This is a genomic window from Senegalimassilia sp. (assembly GCF_977052095.1).
Map to the genome: position 1 here is coordinate 25,238 of NZ_CDRSTZ010000013.1, position 18,976 is coordinate 44,213.

The following is an 18,976-nucleotide window of genomic DNA, read 5'->3' on the forward strand; positions in this document are numbered from 1 at the left end:
TGCTCATCCGAGGAGACGGGGTAAACCGCGCGCCGTGTGCAACGGCGCGCATTGGATCGGACGAAACGACGTAAAGGAGCAATGACAATGGATCTTTCCATCTTCGCCACGCCCGAAGCTTGGATCAGCCTGCTGACGCTGATGTTTTTGGAGGTGGTGCTGGGCGTGGACAACATCGTGTTCATCTCCATCACCTCGAACCGCCTGGCGCCCGAGCACCAGCACATCGGTCGCAAGCTCGGTTTGCTGGGCGCTATGATATCGCGCTGCATCTTCTTGTGCTTCGCAAGCTATTTGGTGCATATGACCAAACCGCTGTTCACTTTGGACTTGGGCTTTTTCCAGCATGCGTTCAACGTGCGCGACCTGGTGCTGCTTGCGGGCGGTGCATACCTGATCTACAAGGGCATCGACGAGCTTCGCGACGTGCTGGCCTTGACCGAGGAGAAGGCCGCGCATTCCGAGGAGCACAAGCAGCTGCATCGCATCGGCCTGGGCCAGGCTATCGTCACCATCATGGTCATGGACCTGGTGTTCTCCATCGACTCGGTCATCACCGCGGTGGGCTTGGCGGAGCATCTGATCATCATGGTCATGGCGGTCATCTTCGCCATCGTCATCATGATGGTGTTCATCGACGCCATCGCCGATTTTATCAACAGGCACACGGAGATGAAGATCTTGGCCTTGGTGTTCATCACCGTCATCGGCTTGCTGCTGTTCTTCGATTCGCTGGGCATCAACTCCGGCATCGAGGTGCTCGACATGCACATGGAGAAGCTGATGGTGTACTTCGCCATGGTGTTCGCCGTGGTGCTTGAGCTCATTCAAATGAGGTATCAATCATCACTAACGAAATGGAAGCGCGAGCGTCGGGAGGGCATGACCGACGACGAGCTGCGGCGCGACGTCATGGGCGAGTAGCTACCTGCGCATGTGTATGGTGATGGCCACCTGCGGATTTCCGCGCCCGTCCGCATCGTTGGCGTAGTCGATGCGCTCGACCATCGCCCTGAGCAGAGCGTTCTTGTCGCTCGGCGGCACGTCATCATCGCGCAGCGCCCGCATGATGTCCTTGAGGCGCATGGCCACGGCCTCGGGCGGCTCCGGCCGCTCCTGGGCCAGCTCGTCGAGCCTGGCGCGCATCTCCGCGATTCGCGCGTCCATGTCGCGGCGCCGCTCAACGTACTCGGGCGCGTCCATGCCGCCCGACACGTAAAGCTCCACAAGGCGCTCGACCTTCGCCGAAGCCTTGGCGATGGCCGATTCCACGCCCTCGCGCTCGGCCTCCAGCGCCTTGGCCGGGTCCTCGCCCGACTCTGCAGCGACCTCGCATTCGAGCGCGGCGCTCTCCAGGGACTCCGACACAAGCCCGACCAGGAGCGAGAGCGGGGCGGGAGGGCACGTGCACGCGCGGTTCAGCGGGTGCCGAACGTATTCGTAGCAGCGGCCCGTCCGGCGCGGGTCGCTCTTCGCGTACACCATGGCGCGGCCGCATTTCGCGCACCGCAGGATTCCCGCGAGCGGGTTCCTGAGCGGGGCCGACCGCTTGGCGTGCGACTCGCCGGCCTTCAGGCGCCTGTTCGCCGCGTCCCACAGCTCATCGTCCACGATGGCCGGGTGCAGCCCGTCGGCGAGTATCGGCTCGTCCCCTTTGGCGTGGCACTTCTCGATGGTCATGCCGTCGCGGCCCTTGATCTTGGTCACCCTCACGTTCCACGACACCATGCCCTTGTACGCGGGGTTGCGTATGAGCACCTTCACCCTCGCCGGGTCCCACTGCCCGGGCACTCCCGCCGCCTTCAACCTGCGGGATATCTCGCTCATGGAGATTGCCGGGTCGGCCGTCCACTCGAAGGCCCGGCGCGCCCACGCGGCCCATTCGTTGGGCGCGAGCGTCTTCATGCCGCGCGCGTCGCGCACCTTGTCGTATCCCAGCGGAGCGTGCGCGGCTATGAATTGGCCGTCCCTCACGGCCTGGTCCTTGCCCTCCCTCATGCGGCGCTTGATGCCGGTCATCTCTGTGTTGGCGAAGAACATCTGAAGCTGAAGCTGCTGCAGGTCGATGGGGTCTGCGGGGTCGTACACCTTGCCGGGCGTGACTATGAGCGTGCGCGTGAACTGGAACGCGGAGAGGATGTAGCCGTACTCCATCATGTCCCCGCGCCCTAGCCTGTCCACGGCGTGCACCACGACGCCAGCAAGCTCGCGCGCCTGCACCATCTCCATCAGCTCCTGGAAACGCGGCCTGGCCGCTATGCTCTCGCCGCTCACCAGCTCGCGCAGCGGCGGCATCTCGACCGGCACCGCCATGCGCCGGCACATCGCGGAAAGCTCGCGCTCGTGCTTGCCGAGCGTCTCGAACTCGCCGTTTCTCTCGCGCTCCTCGTCGGCGCGCGATTTCCTGAGGTACATGACGTACCTGCCCACAGGCAATTCGAGCATGGTATGATTCACCTTGCCTTTCGTGTATTCGATTGGCTCTCTGAGAGTCCCCGCGCAGGGTTGCCGCCCTTATGCGCGGGGGCTTCTTGTATAATCAGCCCGTTCCTCCACCGCGTGTGCGAAGGAACCCTCTGGGAGCGCCTGACCCGCGCTCCCGGCATTTTACGTGGTGCTGTCACATTCCTGCACTATTTCTAGTGTTTCAACGTCGTAAACCACAACATATAGCGACTGTCAAGTTAAATCAGTTTCCGATATAATATCCATGAAAGGTTCCGCCGTTCCGACACGAACCCAAGGGGTTCTTCGATAGATAGGTTCGGCGGTCGGGCGGGGGCGCTAAGCGTCCCCGCTTTCTTTTACGCTCGCGATGCCGCGCTCTTTGACGAACCCCTCAATCACGCTGTACGGCCAGTCAAGCCCCTTGACCAGCTTCCTATGTACGGCCCAGCAAAAGTAGTCCGCAACTTGCAGGTTCGGGTCGCAGCTCGAGCAGTGATGCATAAGGGAATAGGGGATGCCGTTGCCCTGAAAGACTCGTTTCATGAACGTTTTCAGCGGCCCCTCTACTTCCTTTTTGCGCGCCTGCTTCGGCAGGCTGTCGGTCACGACTATTGCCTTTGCCGTATCAGGCCCGCATTCGTTACGGTGCACTTCCTCGACTATCCACGAGAACACTTCCGAGTACAGCGCGCTCGCTTTCCTCATGTCTTCCGGAACCTGGTCTTTTTCGATGGACACGGAGTATGCCCTTACGCCGGAGCCTAAAGCGGCGAGCCTTCTGTACACGCCGAGCCGAACGTCCCGCGTGTCCTCACATGCATGGAACTTCTCTATCTCCACGCCGTTTTCCAAGCAGTCATAGCGGTAGTCCATCAGCACGTGAGACATTCGAAAGGGACGGTTCATCACCACGCACGTCATGATGAACATCTCCGATCCGTTTGGCCCGAAATCAAAGTTTCCTGATTCGTCGAGGTACATGTAAACGGTTTCCGGTTGCTGCTTTGCTGTCGTGCTCGCGCCTGCGCTCATGCTGATTGCAGGGCTAGCTTGGCTCGTTACCCATCTGATAGCTACGTTGCTATTCATTCTTGGTACCGTGTACGCTTGCGTTCGCGATTATCTGGCGGTCGATGGCGTCTCGCAAGTCGATAAGCTGCTCGTTTCGCATGATTACCCGGGACACGAGAACGCCCGTCATGTGTCCATCGGGATTGTTCCCGTCGATGAGGCAGAAGTTGATAAGGCATTCCGTCTCGCTCGATTGCAGCGAAACGAAGTTGGAATAGACACCTTTTCGCGTCTCCGGTTGGGCATCTATCGCCATCACCACTTCTTGACTCTCTTTGTCACCCATCTTATATCCTTTCTGTTTGCCGTTTTCGCCGTTAAACAAGAGAACCGCTCTTCGGCGGTTCCTTGGATTGCGCCGGACGTACCGTCTCGCAACCTCTTCACGCCGATATATAGCATTGGCCGTTTGCCGCCGTCAAGAAAACCTTACCCGCTACTCCTTCCCGCTCATTATCCTGGCCGTCTCGGTTATGGCGGCCTTGCTCTCGTCGTCCATGGACTCGTAGTAGTCGTTCAGGTTCGCTTGCGTTTCGTCTGCATAGCTTTGCTGCTTGATGCCGGCAAGTGCATCAGTCGTGCAGCCTAAGACGCGTGCACATTCGATAGCCTGCGGAAACGACATTGTGGCTTCTCCTCTTTCCCACGAGCCATATGTGCGTTTCTTAACGCCCAACGCATCTGCCATTTCTTGTTGGCTCATATTCGCTGCTTTGCGCAGCTTCTGCAGCTGTAGTTCCATCATTAGCACCTCCTGACGCTGCATATCTTACATGCGCAATGTAAAAAGTTCAATGCAGATGTACATTTTCGTATTGACATTACATCATGGTTGAATATCATGAGGAAACAGTTACATCGTGGATGTAACAGAAACTGCTTTGATAGGAGGTTTTCGAATGAGGTATAGCCCGGAGTTTTTTGCCCGTCAGCTTCGCGTAAAGCGGGCTGAACGCGATTGGAAGCAGGAGGATTTGGCCGAAGCAGCCGATGTCTCCTTGAACACTATTGCGCGTTATGAGACCGGAACTAATGTTCCTAGCTTTGCGAATGTGGTCGCGATTGCGCAAGCGTTTGGTTGCTCAACGGATGACTTTTACCAGGCATCGGCATAAGGGGCACCACATGGAGCTGATCGCATCTCTGATTCTCCCAGTCGCGTTCTTCGTGGGCTTGGGAGTCGGATGGATGGTCAACAGGTAAGGAGATGAACCCCATGAGCGAAGAAGAGAAGGCTGGCGAAAAGGGCCAGCAGGAGCAGGAGATGAATCCGAGCACGCGGATGCTCGTGGCCATGTGCGGGTACGCGACGAGGATTTTCGAAAGCGACGCCCCGACCAGAACCGATGTTGAGCTTGCGTTGCGGGTCGCGAGCGTCGCATGCGGGCAGATGCGTACTAGAACTCTCCCTTGGGAACTATCATCTGCGCGTCGTCAAGGGCAGCAAGCCTAACGGCAAGCTCCGTGACGAAGTCCGCCACCAAGCCAGGCTCCCGCAGAATCGTTCCCGCGTCCGTTGCCCCGGACAGCGCAGATTCCGCAAGGCGCATCGCCCGCTCGATTGCGGCATCCCTGGACTTGTCTTCCAGGTGCTTATCAAAGTCCTTCTCGTCCATATTTCTCACCTCCCTTCACGGGAGATTCTGCCGAAAGGAACATGCCATGAGCGAAGCGAAGCCGGCGTTCGCGCCGACCTACGAGGAAGCCGTCAGGCTCGCCGCGCCGTACTGCAAGGCGATGGTCGAAGCAGATATGGCGCTAGCCGCCGTCGACTGCGCAGACCCGCTCGCCGCCACGATTGACGGGTATCGCTACCGGCTGCGCGAGCGCGAGAACCTGCGCTGCGCATCGGAGGCGTGGGCGGTCCAGAAGATGGTGGCCGCGCTGTTCGGGGTATCCGAGGAGCAGGTGGATTCGGACGTCAGGCGGGCCGCCGGAATCGAGGAGTAGGGATGATGACCGAAGAAGACCGCGAGTTCGTGCGGGAGCAGATTGCGGAAAGCAGGAGCGGACCGCTACTCAATCGCCCCATCGACTGGATTATCGGCAAGACGTTCTTCATGAACGATTTCCTGGCCGGAATCCTCTGCGGGCTGTTCGCCTTCTGCTTGGCCATCCCCGCCGTAGCGATGGTGGCATGCGCGGCTTATCTGATCTGCGTATTCGTCTAGCGACCCGCTCTCGGTTATCCGATTCGAAACGCACCTTGAAAACCGAACAGGCACGGAGGCGGCAGCAGCCGACTATAAGGAGGTTCGCATGTCGCTATTCGTTAAAGAGATTACATATGAAGATCGATATGGTCGCGAGGTCACCGACCAGAAGCTGTGCGCTGGCAGAATCGCCGTCGCTGCGGTGCTCGCGGTCGTCGTCCTGGTCCTGCTCCTGGGGTGCATCAGCGTGGTCGGCACCGGCCAGGTAGCGGTGGTGACCCGCTTCGGAAACGTTGTGGGCACCGAGGGCCAGGGCATCCACATGAAGCTGCCGGTCGACAGCTACCACAAAATCGACTGCACGCAGCAGCAGGTGACCGCCGAATACTCGACGGCATCCAAGGATAACCAGTCCGTGACGCAGGAGATTACCGCCCAGGTGGTGGTCGACCCCGAGCGCGCCGAGGAGCTGTATTCGAAGTTCCTGGGCAACCACATGGAAGGCATCGTGGCGCCGATTCTGTCCGATGGGTTCAAGGCCGCGAACGCCAAGTTCACCCTCGAGGAGACCATCGAGAAGCGCGACGAGCTTTCCGCCGAGATGCTCAGGGCCGTGCAGGACCGCCTGGAACCATACGGCATCCAGGTGGTCAGCGTCGAGATCAAGAACGTAACGCTGCCCGATGAGTACAAGGCGGCGGTCGAGCGCCAGAAGGTTGCCGAGCGCGACCAGCTCACCGCGAAGGTGGAGCAGGAGACCGCCGAGATTCAGGCGCAGACGAACAAGGTCCTGGCCGACAGCCTGGACGAGCGCAACTTCCGGAAGATGTTCATCGAGAAATGGGACGGCGTCCTGCCCCAGTACATGGGCGGCGGGGATTCCCTGTCGATGCTCCTACCCAACAACTAACCGACAGCTTACGCGTTTGCTGCCGTCTCCGTGCCTGCTCGGTACGCAATCCCCAAACGGGCGTGCGCGCGGCGGCTAGGGCAAACCCTCCTTTCTGGGCCTGAAGCGCGACCTCGCGGACGATATCTGGGCCGGGCGCGGCCCGATGCGGTCATTGCCGGTTCTGTTGCAATCTTCCGGCGAAACGCAATCCCGCAACGCGCCCCGTGCCAAGGCCGTGCGCCGCCGCGCGCACGCCTGTTTGGGCGAAGCACCTTGAGAACCGAATAGCCGATGAAAAGCCGCCAAGGGCGCGAGCGGGGAGCTGACCCGCCATGACCTCCCTCGGCCTGATTCGGCATGAGAGAAGCAGAGGAAAGGACATATGCCATGGAAGACAAGCCGATGGCGTTTGCCCCCGGCACGTTCGAGGTCGGAAACGCGACCGTGAGCGTGCCGGAGCCGATTTATGCGGCGGACATACAGCCCGCCGCATCGATTTTCGTTAGGAGGATACATGCGAACAGGCAACCAGGCGGCGAAGAGCCGCCCCGAAGAAAAAAAGAATGCGCGCCGACCCTGGAAAAGTGACGCGCAAACGGCAGAGAAGCCGGGGAAAGTATATCACCTGCTCGGCTCGGACCTCACCGGGGACGAGATTTGGGCGGGGTTCATGGGCATCGTGATGCTCCTGCTGGCCCTCGCGGTCGTGTTCTGCTCGGTGACCGCGTACAACCGCGGATACGAGCGCGGCGTGCACTACGCGCAATCCCAGATGTGCGAGGTCGGCAGGTGAGCGCGCAGACTCCGCGGGACAAGGTGGACCGCGCATGCCTCTGGATTCGCGAGAACCCCGCGCTGTTCCGCAAGATCATGCATCTGGCCCACATCGAGGCCGAGCGGGGAAACGGCAGCTTCCAGCGGGACAACATCTACGATGCGGCCAGGCGGCGCGGAATCCCCATCACCGACGCGCGCGAGCTGAGGCGCGACCATAACCTGTACAGCGTGCTCTCGCGCTACATGGTGATGCTCCGGCCGAAGCTGGCGCGATGCATCAACTTCAGGAAATCGGACGTCGACGAAATAGACCTCGTCGAGCGGTGGCACGAAATCGTGAACCCCTCGACGTTCTTTCTGGCCGACACGTGGAAGGACGCGAAATCGGCAGTAGAGGCCGAGGATGCGAGCGCGTCATGATTCAACGCTTCGAGATTCCGGGCAAGCTGCCCAGCCTCAACGAGTACACGCGCAGCTGCCGGACCAACCCCTATGCCGGGGCAACGGCCAAGCGCGAGACGCAGGAGCGCGTCTTGTGGGCCATCAAGGCCGCGAAGCTGGTCCCCATGAAGCCGCCCGTGCTGGTGTCCTTCGAGTGGGTGGAGCCGGACATGCGGCGAGACAAGGACAACATCAGCAGCGCCAAGAAGTACATCCTGGATGCCCTCGTGGTGAGCGGGGTCATCGAAAACGACAACTGGAGATGGATAGCGGGGAACCTTCCCGATCTGTACCGGGTCAACAAGGCGGACCCCCGCGTGATCGTGACATTGGAAGGAGAGCCAAGGTGAACGCTGAGGAAGTGCATGCCGAGGTGGTGGAGCCGGCGAATCTGGCCAAGGTGCCGGAACCGGCCATCGCCTACACGCTGCCGACGGCGAAAATCGGCAACCTCGACGCCATCGAGCAGTTTGTGGCGAACGTGGAGCGGTTTTTCGGTGGCGTGGAAATCAACCCGGCCGACAAGGAGCAGGTCAAGCAGCTTCGCGGGCTTCGCGCCGACATCAACAAGGCGGCGAACGCCATCAACGACAAGCGCAAGGCCATGGACAAGGACGTGAAAGCCGCCTTGTCGGAAGCGGACGGGGCTTTGAACGACCTGCGCGACCGGTTGAAATCGGTGTACGACAAGACCGGCGAGCAGATCGCCGAAGCCGACAGGCTCTGGGCCGAAGCCCGGCGCTCGCTCCTGCAGGGGGAGTACGAATCCGTTGCCCCCTCGCTCGTCGAGCTGATAACGCTGGACGTGTTTATCGGGGCCGAACCCAAGCTGATGCAAAAGCAATGGGCGGGGAACAAGGCGTGCAACACGCTCGATGACATGGTGGTGCAGGCCGTGCGCGACCGCGATGAAATCGCGGGGGCAGGGCTTGCGCACCCCGTGGAAGCCGATGCGGCTTATTGCCGCACCCTTGATGTGAGGGCGGCGCTCGCCGAGGACAAGCGGCTGCGCGATGCCGAGGCCGCCGCCGCTGCGCACGCAGAGGCGGCGCGTGCGCTCCGCGAGAAGGTTTCGGCACCGGATGCCGCCCCGCAGCCCAATCCGGCCCCGCAGCCGCGCGAGAGCGCCCCGCAGGCGCAAGCCGAGCCGCTTTGCAGGTACTCGTTCTCGTTCGTGGGCACGGAGTCCCAGGCGGAGCAGGTCAAGCGCCTGATGGTCTCCCTCGGCGTTTCCGAGCGCAAGATGGCGAGGCTTGCGGTATGAGCGAGAATCCCAGCTTGCAGGAACGCTACGCGGCGGCGTGGTGCGACGTGAAGCAGCCCGAGCTGGACGGCGCCAACCCGCACTACAAAAGCCGCTATGCGACCTTGGCGGCGGTGCAGGGGTGCATCCGCAAGGCGTGCGCCAAGCACGGCATAGCCTACGCCCAGCGCGTGAAGCTCGAGAACGGCGAGGCCGTTCTGGTTAGCGAGGTCGTGGGCGCCGGCGATGCGCTGCACCTGTCCGATTACCCGGTGCAGTTCGTGCCGAACCCCCAGAGCAACGGCAGCATGCTCACGTACGCCAAGCGCCAGCTTGCGAGCATCGACTGGGGCATATGCGGCGATGAGGACGACGACGGCCAGAACGCCGCGATGCCGCCTCGGCAGGTGCCGCGACAGCCGCCGCAAAACCAGATGGACAAGTATCGCGCGGCGCTAGTCCGCGCGAAGTCGCGAGGCGTGTCGGTGCGAGATGCCATGGAGCACGTGGGCGCGGCGATCGGAAAGCCGCCCGAATCGTTCAGCCTGGGCGATATCGAGGAAGCCGTGCGGGTGGTCGATTCAATGCAGCCGCACGCGCCAGAGGGCGAGGTGGAGACGTTTTGATGTACTTCGACCATTCGACCACCGCCGCGACAGACCCCAAAGTGATGCAGCTGCGGCTCGAGATGGGCGGCGCTGCGGTCGATGCGTACTGGTATCTGCTCGAGCAGATGCACCGCGACGAGCGCGGCATATGCGTTTGCGATGCGGGCGCATTGCGGGTGCATTGCCACACGTTATGCACCGGCGAAGACGAGCTGAAAACGTGGGTTTCGGCCATGGTTTCGATAGGGCTTTTCGAGCAGGATTCCGACAGCGGCGAAATCATCTCGCCGCGAGCCGCCCAAAACATCGAAACGTACAAGGCTAAAAGCGAAAAGGCCAGGTCATCCGCTAAAGCGCGATGGGAGAATGCGGACGCAAAGCGACCGCATAAGCGAGCGCAAAGCGGCGGCAAGCAAAACGCAATGCCAACAAAACAAAACAAAACAAAAGGTAGTAGTGCTCTAAAAAGCACTACTACCTTGCCCGCAACAGGCGGCGCGGCAGCGGCTGGAGCCGCGCCCGCCGTTGCGGCGAAAAACCCGGTTTGCCCTCTGTGCCAATCGAAGCTGTACCGGAACAAGCAGACGGCGAAATGGGAATGCCCGACGTGCTACGACACGTTCACCGACGAGCAGATAGGCGGTGGAAGCCGGTGACCGAGTACATGAGCCGATACAGCCGGCACAACATGGCGGGGCCTTCCCATAAGCCGGGATGGTGCGCCATCTGCGGCAGACCGCACCCCGAGGGGCATCACGTCGTCCCGCGCTCCCTGGGCGGGGCGGACGGCCCCGTGATCCATCTGTGCGGCTTCGGGAACAACCTGAGGGACGCCGACGGGCGGCTTTTGCACCATGGGGCCGTCGAGAGCCACAGGCTCTGGTTCTGGTTCAACGACGGCAGGGATTCCGATATCGCCCCGGCGCTCCCACAGCACTCGCGGGGCCGATGGTGCTACCTGCTGGTGGACGAGCCTATAGGCGAGATGGACGCGCTCTCGCGCAACGGCTGGAAGGCGGTCTGGTGATGTGCGACCGATACGGCGGCGCGCTTGCCTGGGACAGGCACTGCGCCGAACGGGAAGCCGCCTACGAGGCGATGCGCAGGAGCGCCACGTGCGCCGATTGCGTCCACGGCCACGTGTTCAACGGCGGGGTCGGCGATGCCATGAGGGCGTTCGACTCGATGATGGCGAGCCTGATTGTGCGCCCGGCATGCGGGGTTCCCAGGGCGAAGCCGATCATCGAGAACGCCCGCCAGGCAATCGCCGACGCCTGCGATGTGTGGGTGTGCGACGCGGACGGAACGGAGGAAATCGAGCGAGGGGCAACGCCGAGCGATTCGGGTTGCGATTGGTTCGAACCGAGATAGGAGATTAGAGATGAAAGTGCATGAGCTGATGAGCGAACTCGCGCAGTGCGTCGCCGGATGCGATGTGATGCTGTGCGTCGGGGCGGAGATGTACGAGGTGGATTACGCGACGTGCTGCAACCACGACGGCGCATGCTGCTTCGTGTCCGCGAAGCCCAAGCCGCAAAGCGCGAGCGACCTCATGACCGTGACCGTGGACAAGGCGCAGCTGCTCGAGGTGGCCGAGGAGCTGGGCGGCGGGGACATCTCCGTGCATGCGTTCGTCGGGCAGGAGGGCGAGCATGGGCGCGGTTAGCGTGGCGTGCGGGCTTGCCGCGTTCGCGATATTCCTCGGGCTTGCGGCGGTGTTGCTGTCATGAGCGCGCGGGGATATCGGGAGTTCCTCCGGGCGAAGCGCGAGAGCGTCGCGCCCGAGGGGTTCGAAGCCCGCGACGTCAACGAGATGCTGTTCGAGTGGCAGCGCGACATAGTGCGATGGGCGTGCAGGCGCGGAAAGGCCGCCATCTTCGCGGATTGCGGCCTTGGCAAGACCGCCATGCAGCTCGAATGGGCGCGCCAATGCGTCGAGCACACGGGCGCTCGGGCGCTGGTCATCGCCCCGCTGACCGTCGGCATGCAGACCGTCGGGGAGGCCGAGAAGTTCGGCATGAGCGCGAGGTTCGTGCGAGACGGCTCGCAGGCGGGGGAATCGGGCATCTACGTGACGAACTACGAGATGGCTTCCCACTTCGACTTCATGGACTTCGCGGCCGTGGTCCTGGACGAATCGAGCATCATCAAGGCCCACGACTCCAAGACCCGCACGGCGCTGACCGAGCAGCTGAGCATGGTCCCCTATGTTCTGTGCTGCACCGCCACGCCCGCCCCGAACGACCAGATGGAACTCGGCACGCACGCCGAAATCGTGGGCGCCATGAAGCGCGAGGAGATGCTGGCCATGTTCTTCACCCACGACGGCGGGGACACGTCGAAATGGCGGCTCAAGAACCATGCGGCTGCGGACTTCTACCGATGGATGGCCACATGGGCCGTCATGATCTCCCGCCCCGGCGATATCGGATACCCCGATGACGGATACGAGCTTCCCGCGCTCGACATCGTGACGCACACGGGCGATTCGGGATACGTCCCCGACGGCGTGCTGTTCGCCCTGCCCGAGGAGGGTTTGGCCGGCCAGCGCCGCGCCCGCAAGGCCGGGCTTGATTGGAAGGTGGAGAACCTCGCGGCCATGGTCAACGCATCGGACGGGCAATGGTGCGTATGGTGCGATTACAACGACGAATCGGCGGCTCTGGCCAAGGCGATTCCCGATGCGGTCGAGGTTCGCGGCAGCGATTCCGCCGAGAGCAAGGCGGACGCCATGACCGGGTTCGCCGAAGGGAGATACCGCGTCATCGTCAGCAAGCCGAGCATCTGCGGGTTCGGAATGAACTGGCAGCAGTGCCACCTGATGGCGTTCTGCGGCCTGTCCTACAGCTACGAGCAGTTCTATCAGGCCGTGCGCCGCTGCTGGCGCTTCGGCCAGGGAAAGCCCGTCGAGGCCCATGTGTTCACCACCGTCCAGGAATCGTCGTCGGTGGACGCGATAAAGCGAAAAGAGGAGCAGATGCAGGAGACGAAGCGCGGCATGATCGCCGCGATGGCGGAAGAGACCGAGCGGCAGATTGCAGGCGCCGCCGAGGCGGACGTGCCCGATGCGGCCTACGCGGACGCCGAGGGCAAATGCTGGCAGATGCTTCTGGGCGATAGCGTGGAGCGCCTGGAGGAATTCCCCGATGACCTGTTCGGGCTGGCCGTGTTCAGCCCGCCGTTCGCCAGCCTCTACACCTACAGCGACAGCGAGCACGACATGGGCAACTGCAAGGACGATGCCGAGTTCTGGGAGCAGTTCGATTTCCTGATCGATGGGCTGTACCGCACGCTCATGCCCGGTCGGAGCTGCTGCATCCACTGCATGAACCTGCCGAAATCAAAGCAGCGCGATGGGATCATCGGCCTGAAGGATTTCCGCGGGGACGTCATCCGGGCGTTCGAACGCGCAGGGTTTGTCTACCACTCCGAGGTGACCATCTGGAAGAACCCGGTCACGGCCATGCAGCGCACCAAGGCTCTGGGATTGCTGCACAAGACCATCCGCAAGGATTCGTCTATGAGCCGCCAGGGCGTGCCGGATTACGTCGTGGTCATGCGCAAGCCCGGTGACAACCCCGAACCCATCAGCCACACGTCCGAGGAGTTTCCCGTCTCCCGGTGGCAGGAATGGGCATCGCCGGTGTGGATGGACATCGACCAATCCAACACATTGAACGGGCGCAACGCCAAAGACGCGGACGATGAGCGCCACATCTGCCCGTTGCAGCTCGACGTCATCGAGCGATGCGTGGGGCTGTGGAGCAACCCGGGGGATGTGATCCTGTCCCCTTTCGGCGGCATCGGCTCGGAGGGCTACCAGTCCATTCTCATGGGGCGCGAGTACGTGGGCATCGAGCTGAAGCCCTCGTATTTCCGAGAAGCCGTCAAAAACCTGCGCGAAGCGGAGCGCAGGCGCGATGAGGTATCGATTTTCGACATGATGGAGGACGCAGATGAACATAACGATTAGCAAAGACGCGCTGGAGCAGGCGATTTCCGCCCCGGCTAAACTGGCGCGCGCGGCGAAGGTGGACTATCTCTCGTGCATCCTGCTCGATGCGCGCGGGGACGGACTCGACGCTGCCGCGACCGACATGAACGAGTCCGTCAGGTGCTTCGCCATGGCGTTGGTCGAGGAAGAGGGATGCGCCCTCGTGCCCGCGCTCGCGCTTTCCGGCGTCGTGAAGACGCTTCCCGATAAGGCGGTCACCCTGAGGGACGGAGGGCGCGGAATCATCGTCGAGTGCGGCAAGACGGCGTTCGACCTGCCCGCTCTGGACCCGGGCAACTTCCCCGGCTTCCCCGACGTCGAGGGCGATTCGCTCGTGCTGGACTTCGCGACACTCGCGGCCATGGTGTCTGCGTGCAAGCCGTTCGCCGCGAAGAAGGACGAGGCCCGCAAGGTGTTCACGTGCGCGCGCATCGCATCGGACGGGGCCACGCTGACCATGGAATGCACGGACTCTTTCCGCGTGGGCCGGGCGTGGATGGACATCGACGGCTCGCCGTTCGAATGCTGCGCGCCCGTCGCATTCCTCGACGGCGTGCTGTCCGTCAAATGCGGCGGCAACGTGGTGCTGACGGCATCGGCGGGCCAGATAAAGGCCAAGACCGATGCGGGCGTGTGGACCACGCGCACGGTGGAGGGCAAGTTCCCGAACGTCAAGCAGCTTTTCGACGGCGAGCGCATCGCGTCCGCCGCCTTCGACCTCGCATACCTTCGCAGCGCGGTCAAACGCGCCCAGGCTATCGGCAAGGGATACGTGCGGATGCAGATCGGCCCCGAATGCCTGCTCTCCCGCAACGACGAGACGGGCGCGTACGAGGAGGAGCTGGAGGCGATCGATTACGACGGAGAGTGCCATGTGGGCATGCAGGCCCAGTACCTGGCAGACGCGCTCGGAGCGGCTCCCGCCGACGAGGTGCGCATAGAGATCATCAGCCCCGTCAAGCCCATCTACGTGACCGCAGACGGCTTCCAGGCGTGCATCATGCCCGTAAGGATGGACTGATGAGCGCGGTATACGTGGTCACCTGCGACGATGAGCCGGTGGCCGTGTTCGAGGAGCGATATGAGGCGGATTTGCTCGCGATGCGCAACCGGGACACGTACATGAGCGAGGTTTACGAAGTCGAGTACAAGGCATCGGAGGTGAGCCATGGCGCGCCGCAAGGTCAAGCATAACGACACCGTGCCGCGTGAAATCGCCGAGCTGCAGGTGGCGGCGTACCGCCACGCCTTCCAGGAGGCGGTGCGCCGCGCCAACGAGGCGATTAAGCAGCGCGACTATTACCGCAGATGCGCGATCGAGACGAAGTGCGAGCAGCTTTCCTCCGCGGGCAAGTGCCCCGGTGATATCTGCCCGCTCGCGTTCGACATGCACTGCGGGAAATGCCACGAGGCCGAGAAGAAGGCGAGGTACCTATGAGCAAGAAACCGAAATCGAATCCGCCTGTGCTGTACGAATCCCGACATGAGGGCGCGTGCAAGCGGTGCGGCTCGTACGTGACCGCCACGGCGTGGCGCAAAGGCGTGCCGCCCAAGGCCGCATATTGCCCGGTCTGCGGCGAGAGGATGGGCAAATGAGCGCGCCGAAGATAACGCCCGAAGATTGGCTCGATTGGGCGGACGACAAGGCAGACGAGTTCGAGCGGCGCGGCCAATGCGGCTCCTATTCGGCGGCGATGACGGCGAAGGGCTATCGCGAGCTGCGCCAGCTCATCGAAGACGGCATGGCGTGGAGGGCTAGGGGCAACCGGCGCGAGGTCGACCGCGAAGCGTTGCTCGGGCTGGCCGACGCCATGGGCGATGGCGTCTTCGCGGAATGGGCGGATGCGATTCGGAAGGCGGTGCATGCGTGATGGACGCTTCGAAGGTCCTGGCCGTCGCAGATGAAATCGAGGCGGTGGAAACCGAGGCCATGCGGGATTTCGCGCCCAGGGACGGCGTGGACCCCATCGGCGCCGCCTATGCGGCGGGAATGGTGGATGCGATCGATGGCGGATGGGCGAAGCAGCTGCGCGCCGCTTGCGGCCCCGATGCCGCCAGCGACGCAAGCGCAGACCCGCGCGACGTGGCCCACATGCTCGACATGGCGGCGTTCGAGATCACGAAAACGAGCATCGCCGTAAGCGACATGCTGAGCGATTTGGCATGGTCGGTGAAAACTGGTGACCGTGATTTGAGCGGGTTCAAGGAAAGGTGGCTGAAGTGAGCCGCCCGATGCGCCGATGAAGAGCGAGTTTCCCGGGCAGCTCAGCCTGTTCGCCGACCCCGAGCCGGAGAGCTGCCCGCACGAGATGGGGCGCTACAGAACCAAGACGGAGTGCGGATTGGCCGGAAGGCCCATATGGACGAACTGCCGCGAGGTCGGGCGCTGCGTGCTCGGCGGCGGCGTGGAGCTTCCGGCCGAGGAGGAGGATGACGAATGATGATTACCCCGATCCAGATGGCCGTTCTGGCCGAACGTTAGGAGGATGAAATGGAGCTGAAGCCATGCCCGTTTTGCGGCGGCGAACCCCGGGTGATCCATTTCGGCTCGTGGCGAATCGTCGAATGCCGGCATTGCGGCATCAGGACCTCTGCCGTGTCGGAAGACCCGGCGAAGGATTGGAACCGCAGGATGGCCGACGTCGTGAGCGTGAAAGACGGCGATTTGCCGAAAACGGAGCCGATGCCGCAGATTCCGCGCATCAGGTACACCGACGCGAGCGGGTGCGTGCACGAGGGATGGTACGCGTTCCACGAGCGCAGGCAGGTGTCCCCGATAAACGACGGATTGATGCCCGGAGACTGCATGCATTGCATCGTGTCCGACAAGGAGGCCGATTGGAACCTGCCCCGAGATGTCCGGGTGCAGGCAATAGACCCGGACGGCGGAACGGTCGAGGTCTTGAGGAGGCTTCGATGATTATCAAGCAAGATGAGAGGTTTCAACTCGCGGCTGACGCGCAACTCGATATCTGGTGCGCCCAGGATGAGGGTGGGTACGCGGACGATTCCGCGAGGTTCCTCCGCCGCCTGATCGAGCGGCTGGCCGATGAATACGGCCTGAGTAAAGCGACGGTTTCAGCCCTTGTCGCTCGCCGGGCCTTGGAAGATTACGAGTAGGGGCTTGCCATGAGCGACATGTACACATGTGATTTATGCGGCAAACCAACGCCGAACTTCGAGCCGTGGACATGCGGCCCCATCGCGGGGAAGCTCGGGCGTTCGTGGTGCGACGATTGTGAGAAGCGGTTCGAACGCGAACACGCATGGGAAAACGAACAATGGCATAAGGATGAGATCACTTGCCCCTGGTGCGGATACGTAGACACCGACAGCTGGGAGTTCGAGGGCGAATACGATGATGCGTACGAATGCCCGAGCTGCGGGAAGCAGTTCATTCTCGAGCGAATCATCGATATCACGTACACGAGCAAGCGCAGGGTCGACGATATGCCGGAGGGGTGGTGCGGCGATGATTAGCAACGAGGAGCGGCGAGAGGTTGCCGCAAAACTCGCGAGTGAAGCCAAGGCGTGGAGAGACACGTTTCCCAATGGAGTCTGCGAACTTGGCGATGTGTCGGCGGTGATGCAGGACCTATGCGAATTCGCCGGGCTTCGAGGAGAGGTGATGTGCAGCGAGATTTTCCAGCGATTTTCCGACATCATCGATAGGCCGACGGCGAAGCAGGAGCATAACGGTGCTTACTGGAGATGCGCGCATTGCGGCGCCTTTACGCGCAAAGATGCGGTGGTCGTGGACGGCCTCGGCGTGGTCCCGCTGCGCTGCTGCGGCAACTGCGGAAGGGAGTGGGAGTGATGATTAGCGACGAAGAGCGCAGAGAGGTTGCGGCAAAGTTGCGCGGTCTCGACGAGCATATTGACAGGGTGCCGCTTCTGCGCTCACCGCAAGTGCACAATGCCATGGCGCTCAGCGCAATCCGCGCGGTCGTCGGCAAGGGAGATATATTCCATCTGCTGGCAGATCTCATTGATCGCCCGACGTGTCGAAACGTCTACGACTGGCACGAGATGGGAGCCTGCGACAACGGCTTCGAATGCAGCGAGTGCGGCAACCGCGTCGAGGATTACGAGGGCTACCGCATCAAGGGGACGTTCAATTACTGCCCGAAGTGCGGGCGAGAGGTTGTGCGCGAATGAACGCCGCAGGATGGTTCATCGCCGGGTGCTTCTTCGGCGGAATGGCCGTATCGCTCGCGTTCCTCGCATGGGCGTGCGCCGCAGCAGGAGCGTGCGAAGACGATGGAAAGAGAAGGTGATTGATTGACCGATTACAACGAATCCGAGGTTCGCCGCTACCTGCAATCCTACCAGCGCGCGACGCGCAACATCGAGAGCCTAATCGCCGAGAAGGAGCGCATCGAATCGCAGGTGTACTCCATCACGGCATCGACCGGCGGCGAGGGCGGCGGCGGTAACTCGGCTGTCGGAGACAAGATGGCCGAGGGCGTGGCCAGGCTGTGCGACGTAGCCGAGCGCATACCTGCCGAGATAGCCGAATGGGAGCGCGCCAGAGCAGAGGTCCGAAGGGTCATCAACCGCGTGGGCCAGGCGAACGACATCTGGGGCCAATGCCTCCATTACCGATACATAGACGGCAAAGGGGCGGTGAACACCGCTCACGACATGGGCTACTCCGAGAGCAACGAGCGTTACATCCACCGCCATGCGCTCAGGTGCGCATGGCGGTACATGTAGCAGATTCGGCAACTTAATCGCATTTAATCGGGGGTAAGCTGTTATCTTGTACACGTCGAGAAAGCGACAAGAGCGGTCGGTGCAAACTCGTGGGACGCTCGAGTAGCGGGTTCGACATAGACAGCAATGCGTAAGCAGCATGAAAGCCGTCGGAGCCGTCAGTGGCACCGGCGGCTTTCATGTGCCATGCCGTCATCCCAAAGGCGCGTATATAGTATACTAATCGCAGCCGAGAGGGGGTGATTCTATGGCAACGGCGGCTCAGACGAAAGCTACGGTGAAGTACATCAAGAACCATATGCGAACGTTCGTTTGCAGGTGCAACAACGAGACGGACAAGGACGTCATCGAGTACCTGGAGAACTGCGGCAACGTGAACGCCGAGATCAAGCGGCTGATTCGGAAAGAAATCCAAAAACCTATGTAGTTTACTATATACTTGCTGATGACTATATAGTATAATATAGACACCGGCAAGGGAAAGGCCCGAGCCATGGACGAAAGGCAAGAAGAGATGAACAACCAAGAGTTCGAAACCTTCAAGAGGATGCTGGTGCTGCACCTCGAAGAGCTGAAAGGCCTGGAGGGAGACGCGGAAGCCTGGAAGCGAAAGCTCGACACCATCATCGAGAC

General features: G+C 61.9%; 32 protein-coding genes. 27 read left to right on the plus strand and 5 right to left on the minus strand.

The window, feature by feature from the left end:
• Nucleotides 1–87 precede the first annotated feature (87 nt).
• On the plus strand, nt 88–924 hold the full coding sequence (locus tag ACWI6D_RS04165; RefSeq protein ID WP_449133752.1) for a TerC family protein: 837 nt from the start codon (nt 88–90) through the stop codon (nt 922–924).
• Here ACWI6D_RS04165 and ACWI6D_RS04170 read toward each other — a convergent pair whose 3' ends face one another.
• From ACWI6D_RS04170 to ACWI6D_RS04185, 4 genes are all read right to left on the minus strand, one after another.
• The gene (locus ACWI6D_RS04170) at nt 925–2,430 is read right to left on the minus strand and encodes a recombinase family protein (RefSeq protein ID WP_449133776.1); all 1,506 of its coding nucleotides are present in this window, start codon (nt 2,428–2,430) and stop codon (nt 925–927) included.
• A 354-nt stretch (nt 2,431–2,784) separates the two neighbouring features.
• Nucleotides 2,785–3,537, minus strand: coding sequence for a DUF3800 domain-containing protein (locus tag ACWI6D_RS04175; RefSeq protein WP_449133753.1), 753 nt, complete (start codon nt 3,535–3,537; stop codon nt 2,785–2,787).
• Nucleotides 3,530–3,805 (minus strand): DUF3467 domain-containing protein, encoded by a 276-nt coding sequence (locus tag ACWI6D_RS04180; protein ID WP_449133754.1) that lies wholly within the window; start codon nt 3,803–3,805, stop codon nt 3,530–3,532. Before ACWI6D_RS04180 ends, ACWI6D_RS04175 begins: the two co-directional genes overlap by 8 nt.
• Nucleotides 3,806–3,955: 150 nt before the next feature.
• Nucleotides 3,956–4,285 (minus strand): helix-turn-helix transcriptional regulator, encoded by a 330-nt coding sequence (locus tag ACWI6D_RS04185; RefSeq protein WP_449133755.1) that lies wholly within the window; start codon nt 4,283–4,285, stop codon nt 3,956–3,958.
• A gap of 94 nt (nt 4,286–4,379) precedes the next feature.
• On the opposite strand from ACWI6D_RS04185, the gene ACWI6D_RS04190 reads away from it, so the two are divergent.
• On the plus strand, nt 4,380–4,634 hold the full coding sequence (locus ACWI6D_RS04190; protein ID WP_449133756.1) for a helix-turn-helix domain-containing protein: 255 nt from the start codon (nt 4,380–4,382) through the stop codon (nt 4,632–4,634).
• Between the two features lie 282 nt (nt 4,635–4,916).
• Here ACWI6D_RS04190 and ACWI6D_RS04195 read toward each other — a convergent pair whose 3' ends face one another.
• Nucleotides 4,917–5,135 (minus strand): hypothetical protein, encoded by a 219-nt coding sequence (locus ACWI6D_RS04195; RefSeq protein ID WP_449133757.1) that lies wholly within the window; start codon nt 5,133–5,135, stop codon nt 4,917–4,919.
• A gap of 46 nt (nt 5,136–5,181) precedes the next feature.
• On the opposite strand from ACWI6D_RS04195, the gene ACWI6D_RS04200 reads away from it, so the two are divergent.
• The 25 genes from ACWI6D_RS04200 (at nt 5,182) to ACWI6D_RS04320 (ending at nt 18,770) form a co-directional block, all read left to right on the plus strand.
• Complete coding sequence (locus ACWI6D_RS04200; protein ID WP_449133758.1) at nt 5,182–5,469, plus strand: hypothetical protein; 288 nt, start codon at nt 5,182–5,184, stop codon at nt 5,467–5,469.
• 2 nt (nt 5,470–5,471) lie between these two features.
• Nucleotides 5,472–5,690, plus strand: a complete 219-nt coding sequence (locus tag ACWI6D_RS04205; protein ID WP_449133759.1) for a hypothetical protein — start codon at nt 5,472–5,474, stop codon at nt 5,688–5,690.
• Nucleotides 5,691–5,778: 88 nt separating this feature from the next.
• Nucleotides 5,779–6,582: a prohibitin family protein gene (locus ACWI6D_RS04210; protein ID WP_449133760.1), complete on the plus strand. Its 804-nt coding sequence runs from the start codon at nt 5,779–5,781 to the stop codon at nt 6,580–6,582.
• 496 nt (nt 6,583–7,078) lie between these two features.
• Nucleotides 7,079–7,357, plus strand: a complete 279-nt coding sequence (locus ACWI6D_RS04215) for a hypothetical protein (protein ID WP_294363188.1) — start codon at nt 7,079–7,081, stop codon at nt 7,355–7,357.
• Nucleotides 7,354–7,761 carry a hypothetical protein gene (locus ACWI6D_RS04220; RefSeq protein WP_449133761.1) on the plus strand — a complete coding sequence of 136 codons (408 nt, stop codon included), beginning with the start codon at nt 7,354–7,356 and terminating at the stop codon, nt 7,759–7,761. The genes ACWI6D_RS04215 and ACWI6D_RS04220 overlap by 4 nt, the downstream gene beginning before the upstream one ends.
• Nucleotides 7,758–8,132 (plus strand): hypothetical protein, encoded by a 375-nt coding sequence (locus tag ACWI6D_RS04225; RefSeq protein ID WP_449133762.1) that lies wholly within the window; start codon nt 7,758–7,760, stop codon nt 8,130–8,132. The genes ACWI6D_RS04220 and ACWI6D_RS04225 overlap by 4 nt, the downstream gene beginning before the upstream one ends.
• A complete protein-coding gene (locus ACWI6D_RS04230) occupies nt 8,129–9,046 on the plus strand; it encodes a DUF1351 domain-containing protein (RefSeq protein ID WP_294363182.1) in 918 nt (305 codons plus the stop codon). The genes ACWI6D_RS04225 and ACWI6D_RS04230 overlap by 4 nt, the downstream gene beginning before the upstream one ends.
• The gene (locus ACWI6D_RS04235; protein WP_294363179.1) at nt 9,043–9,651 is read left to right on the plus strand and encodes an ERF family protein; all 609 of its coding nucleotides are present in this window, start codon (nt 9,043–9,045) and stop codon (nt 9,649–9,651) included. The genes ACWI6D_RS04230 and ACWI6D_RS04235 overlap by 4 nt, the downstream gene beginning before the upstream one ends.
• Nucleotides 9,651–10,289, plus strand: coding sequence for a Lin1244/Lin1753 domain-containing protein (locus tag ACWI6D_RS04240; RefSeq protein ID WP_449133763.1), 639 nt, complete (start codon nt 9,651–9,653; stop codon nt 10,287–10,289). Before ACWI6D_RS04235 ends, ACWI6D_RS04240 begins: the two co-directional genes overlap by 1 nt.
• Nucleotides 10,286–10,660, plus strand: coding sequence for a hypothetical protein (locus ACWI6D_RS04245; RefSeq protein WP_449133764.1), 375 nt, complete (start codon nt 10,286–10,288; stop codon nt 10,658–10,660). Before ACWI6D_RS04240 ends, ACWI6D_RS04245 begins: the two co-directional genes overlap by 4 nt.
• Complete coding sequence (locus ACWI6D_RS04250; RefSeq protein ID WP_449133765.1) at nt 10,657–11,004, plus strand: hypothetical protein; 348 nt, start codon at nt 10,657–10,659, stop codon at nt 11,002–11,004. Before ACWI6D_RS04245 ends, ACWI6D_RS04250 begins: the two co-directional genes overlap by 4 nt.
• 10 nt (nt 11,005–11,014) lie before the next feature.
• Complete coding sequence (locus tag ACWI6D_RS04255; protein WP_288579463.1) at nt 11,015–11,299, plus strand: hypothetical protein; 285 nt, start codon at nt 11,015–11,017, stop codon at nt 11,297–11,299.
• Between the two features lie 60 nt (nt 11,300–11,359).
• On the plus strand, nt 11,360–13,606 hold the full coding sequence (locus tag ACWI6D_RS04260) for a DNA methyltransferase (protein WP_449133766.1): 2,247 nt from the start codon (nt 11,360–11,362) through the stop codon (nt 13,604–13,606).
• Nucleotides 13,590–14,648 (plus strand): DNA polymerase III subunit beta, encoded by a 1,059-nt coding sequence (dnaN, locus tag ACWI6D_RS04265; protein WP_449133767.1) that lies wholly within the window; start codon nt 13,590–13,592, stop codon nt 14,646–14,648. Before ACWI6D_RS04260 ends, dnaN begins: the two co-directional genes overlap by 17 nt.
• Nucleotides 14,648–14,821, plus strand: a complete 174-nt coding sequence (locus ACWI6D_RS04270) for a hypothetical protein (protein ID WP_449133768.1) — start codon at nt 14,648–14,650, stop codon at nt 14,819–14,821. The genes dnaN and ACWI6D_RS04270 overlap by 1 nt, the downstream gene beginning before the upstream one ends.
• Complete coding sequence (locus tag ACWI6D_RS04275; RefSeq protein ID WP_288579471.1) at nt 14,796–15,065, plus strand: hypothetical protein; 270 nt, start codon at nt 14,796–14,798, stop codon at nt 15,063–15,065. Before ACWI6D_RS04270 ends, ACWI6D_RS04275 begins: the two co-directional genes overlap by 26 nt.
• 154 nt (nt 15,066–15,219) lie before the next feature.
• The gene (locus ACWI6D_RS04280) at nt 15,220–15,498 is read left to right on the plus strand and encodes a hypothetical protein (RefSeq protein WP_288579475.1); all 279 of its coding nucleotides are present in this window, start codon (nt 15,220–15,222) and stop codon (nt 15,496–15,498) included.
• Nucleotides 15,498–15,851 (plus strand): hypothetical protein, encoded by a 354-nt coding sequence (locus ACWI6D_RS04285; protein ID WP_449133769.1) that lies wholly within the window; start codon nt 15,498–15,500, stop codon nt 15,849–15,851. Before ACWI6D_RS04280 ends, ACWI6D_RS04285 begins: the two co-directional genes overlap by 1 nt.
• Nucleotides 15,852–16,118: 267 nt before the next feature.
• Nucleotides 16,119–16,547: a Lar family restriction alleviation protein gene (locus tag ACWI6D_RS04290; protein WP_449133770.1), complete on the plus strand. Its 429-nt coding sequence runs from the start codon at nt 16,119–16,121 to the stop codon at nt 16,545–16,547.
• Nucleotides 16,544–16,747, plus strand: a complete 204-nt coding sequence (locus ACWI6D_RS04295; protein WP_449133771.1) for a hypothetical protein — start codon at nt 16,544–16,546, stop codon at nt 16,745–16,747. The genes ACWI6D_RS04290 and ACWI6D_RS04295 overlap by 4 nt, the downstream gene beginning before the upstream one ends.
• Nucleotides 16,748–16,756: 9 nt before the next feature.
• The gene (locus tag ACWI6D_RS04300; protein WP_449133772.1) at nt 16,757–17,107 is read left to right on the plus strand and encodes a hypothetical protein; all 351 of its coding nucleotides are present in this window, start codon (nt 16,757–16,759) and stop codon (nt 17,105–17,107) included.
• Nucleotides 17,100–17,444, plus strand: coding sequence for a hypothetical protein (locus tag ACWI6D_RS04305; protein ID WP_449133773.1), 345 nt, complete (start codon nt 17,100–17,102; stop codon nt 17,442–17,444). The genes ACWI6D_RS04300 and ACWI6D_RS04305 overlap by 8 nt, the downstream gene beginning before the upstream one ends.
• Nucleotides 17,444–17,785, plus strand: coding sequence for a hypothetical protein (locus ACWI6D_RS04310; protein ID WP_449133774.1), 342 nt, complete (start codon nt 17,444–17,446; stop codon nt 17,783–17,785). The genes ACWI6D_RS04305 and ACWI6D_RS04310 overlap by 1 nt, the downstream gene beginning before the upstream one ends.
• 123 nt (nt 17,786–17,908) lie before the next feature.
• The gene (locus tag ACWI6D_RS04315; protein WP_449133775.1) at nt 17,909–18,343 is read left to right on the plus strand and encodes a hypothetical protein; all 435 of its coding nucleotides are present in this window, start codon (nt 17,909–17,911) and stop codon (nt 18,341–18,343) included.
• A gap of 247 nt (nt 18,344–18,590) precedes the next feature.
• Nucleotides 18,591–18,770, plus strand: a complete 180-nt coding sequence (locus ACWI6D_RS04320) for a hypothetical protein (RefSeq protein ID WP_288577784.1) — start codon at nt 18,591–18,593, stop codon at nt 18,768–18,770.
• Nucleotides 18,771–18,976 lie beyond the last annotated feature (206 nt).

What these genes read in the sequence shown, in the direction of transcription:
- ACWI6D_RS04165 (WP_449133752.1), top strand. Translation starts at nt 88, where the DNA reads ATGGATCTTTCCATCTTCGCCACGCCCGAAGCTTGGATCAGCCTGCTG.
- ACWI6D_RS04175 (WP_449133753.1), bottom strand. Translation starts at nt 3,537, where the DNA reads ATGAATAGCAACGTAGCTATCAGATGGGTAACGAGCCAAGCTAGCCCT.
- ACWI6D_RS04180 (WP_449133754.1), bottom strand. Translation starts at nt 3,805, where the DNA reads ATGGGTGACAAAGAGAGTCAAGAAGTGGTGATGGCGATAGATGCCCAA.
- ACWI6D_RS04185 (WP_449133755.1), bottom strand. Translation starts at nt 4,285, where the DNA reads ATGCAGCGTCAGGAGGTGCTAATGATGGAACTACAGCTGCAGAAGCTG.
- ACWI6D_RS04195 (WP_449133757.1), bottom strand. Translation starts at nt 5,135, where the DNA reads ATGGACGAGAAGGACTTTGATAAGCACCTGGAAGACAAGTCCAGGGAT.
- ACWI6D_RS04200 (WP_449133758.1), top strand. Translation starts at nt 5,182, where the DNA reads ATGAGCGAAGCGAAGCCGGCGTTCGCGCCGACCTACGAGGAAGCCGTC.
- ACWI6D_RS04205 (WP_449133759.1), top strand. Translation starts at nt 5,472, where the DNA reads ATGATGACCGAAGAAGACCGCGAGTTCGTGCGGGAGCAGATTGCGGAA.
- ACWI6D_RS04210 (WP_449133760.1), top strand. Translation starts at nt 5,779, where the DNA reads ATGTCGCTATTCGTTAAAGAGATTACATATGAAGATCGATATGGTCGC.
- ACWI6D_RS04215 (WP_294363188.1), top strand. Translation starts at nt 7,079, where the DNA reads ATGCGAACAGGCAACCAGGCGGCGAAGAGCCGCCCCGAAGAAAAAAAG.
- ACWI6D_RS04225 (WP_449133762.1), top strand. Translation starts at nt 7,758, where the DNA reads ATGATTCAACGCTTCGAGATTCCGGGCAAGCTGCCCAGCCTCAACGAG.
- ACWI6D_RS04235 (WP_294363179.1), top strand. Translation starts at nt 9,043, where the DNA reads ATGAGCGAGAATCCCAGCTTGCAGGAACGCTACGCGGCGGCGTGGTGC.
- ACWI6D_RS04240 (WP_449133763.1), top strand. Translation starts at nt 9,651, where the DNA reads ATGTACTTCGACCATTCGACCACCGCCGCGACAGACCCCAAAGTGATG.
- ACWI6D_RS04255 (WP_288579463.1), top strand. Translation starts at nt 11,015, where the DNA reads ATGAAAGTGCATGAGCTGATGAGCGAACTCGCGCAGTGCGTCGCCGGA.
- ACWI6D_RS04260 (WP_449133766.1), top strand. Translation starts at nt 11,360, where the DNA reads ATGAGCGCGCGGGGATATCGGGAGTTCCTCCGGGCGAAGCGCGAGAGC.
- dnaN (WP_449133767.1), top strand. Translation starts at nt 13,590, where the DNA reads ATGAACATAACGATTAGCAAAGACGCGCTGGAGCAGGCGATTTCCGCC.
- ACWI6D_RS04270 (WP_449133768.1), top strand. Translation starts at nt 14,648, where the DNA reads ATGAGCGCGGTATACGTGGTCACCTGCGACGATGAGCCGGTGGCCGTG.
- ACWI6D_RS04275 (WP_288579471.1), top strand. Translation starts at nt 14,796, where the DNA reads ATGGCGCGCCGCAAGGTCAAGCATAACGACACCGTGCCGCGTGAAATC.
- ACWI6D_RS04280 (WP_288579475.1), top strand. Translation starts at nt 15,220, where the DNA reads ATGAGCGCGCCGAAGATAACGCCCGAAGATTGGCTCGATTGGGCGGAC.
- ACWI6D_RS04285 (WP_449133769.1), top strand. Translation starts at nt 15,498, where the DNA reads ATGGACGCTTCGAAGGTCCTGGCCGTCGCAGATGAAATCGAGGCGGTG.
- ACWI6D_RS04290 (WP_449133770.1), top strand. Translation starts at nt 16,119, where the DNA reads ATGGAGCTGAAGCCATGCCCGTTTTGCGGCGGCGAACCCCGGGTGATC.
- ACWI6D_RS04295 (WP_449133771.1), top strand. Translation starts at nt 16,544, where the DNA reads ATGATTATCAAGCAAGATGAGAGGTTTCAACTCGCGGCTGACGCGCAA.
- ACWI6D_RS04300 (WP_449133772.1), top strand. Translation starts at nt 16,757, where the DNA reads ATGAGCGACATGTACACATGTGATTTATGCGGCAAACCAACGCCGAAC.
- ACWI6D_RS04305 (WP_449133773.1), top strand. Translation starts at nt 17,100, where the DNA reads ATGATTAGCAACGAGGAGCGGCGAGAGGTTGCCGCAAAACTCGCGAGT.
- ACWI6D_RS04310 (WP_449133774.1), top strand. Translation starts at nt 17,444, where the DNA reads ATGATTAGCGACGAAGAGCGCAGAGAGGTTGCGGCAAAGTTGCGCGGT.
- ACWI6D_RS04320 (WP_288577784.1), top strand. Translation starts at nt 18,591, where the DNA reads ATGGCAACGGCGGCTCAGACGAAAGCTACGGTGAAGTACATCAAGAAC.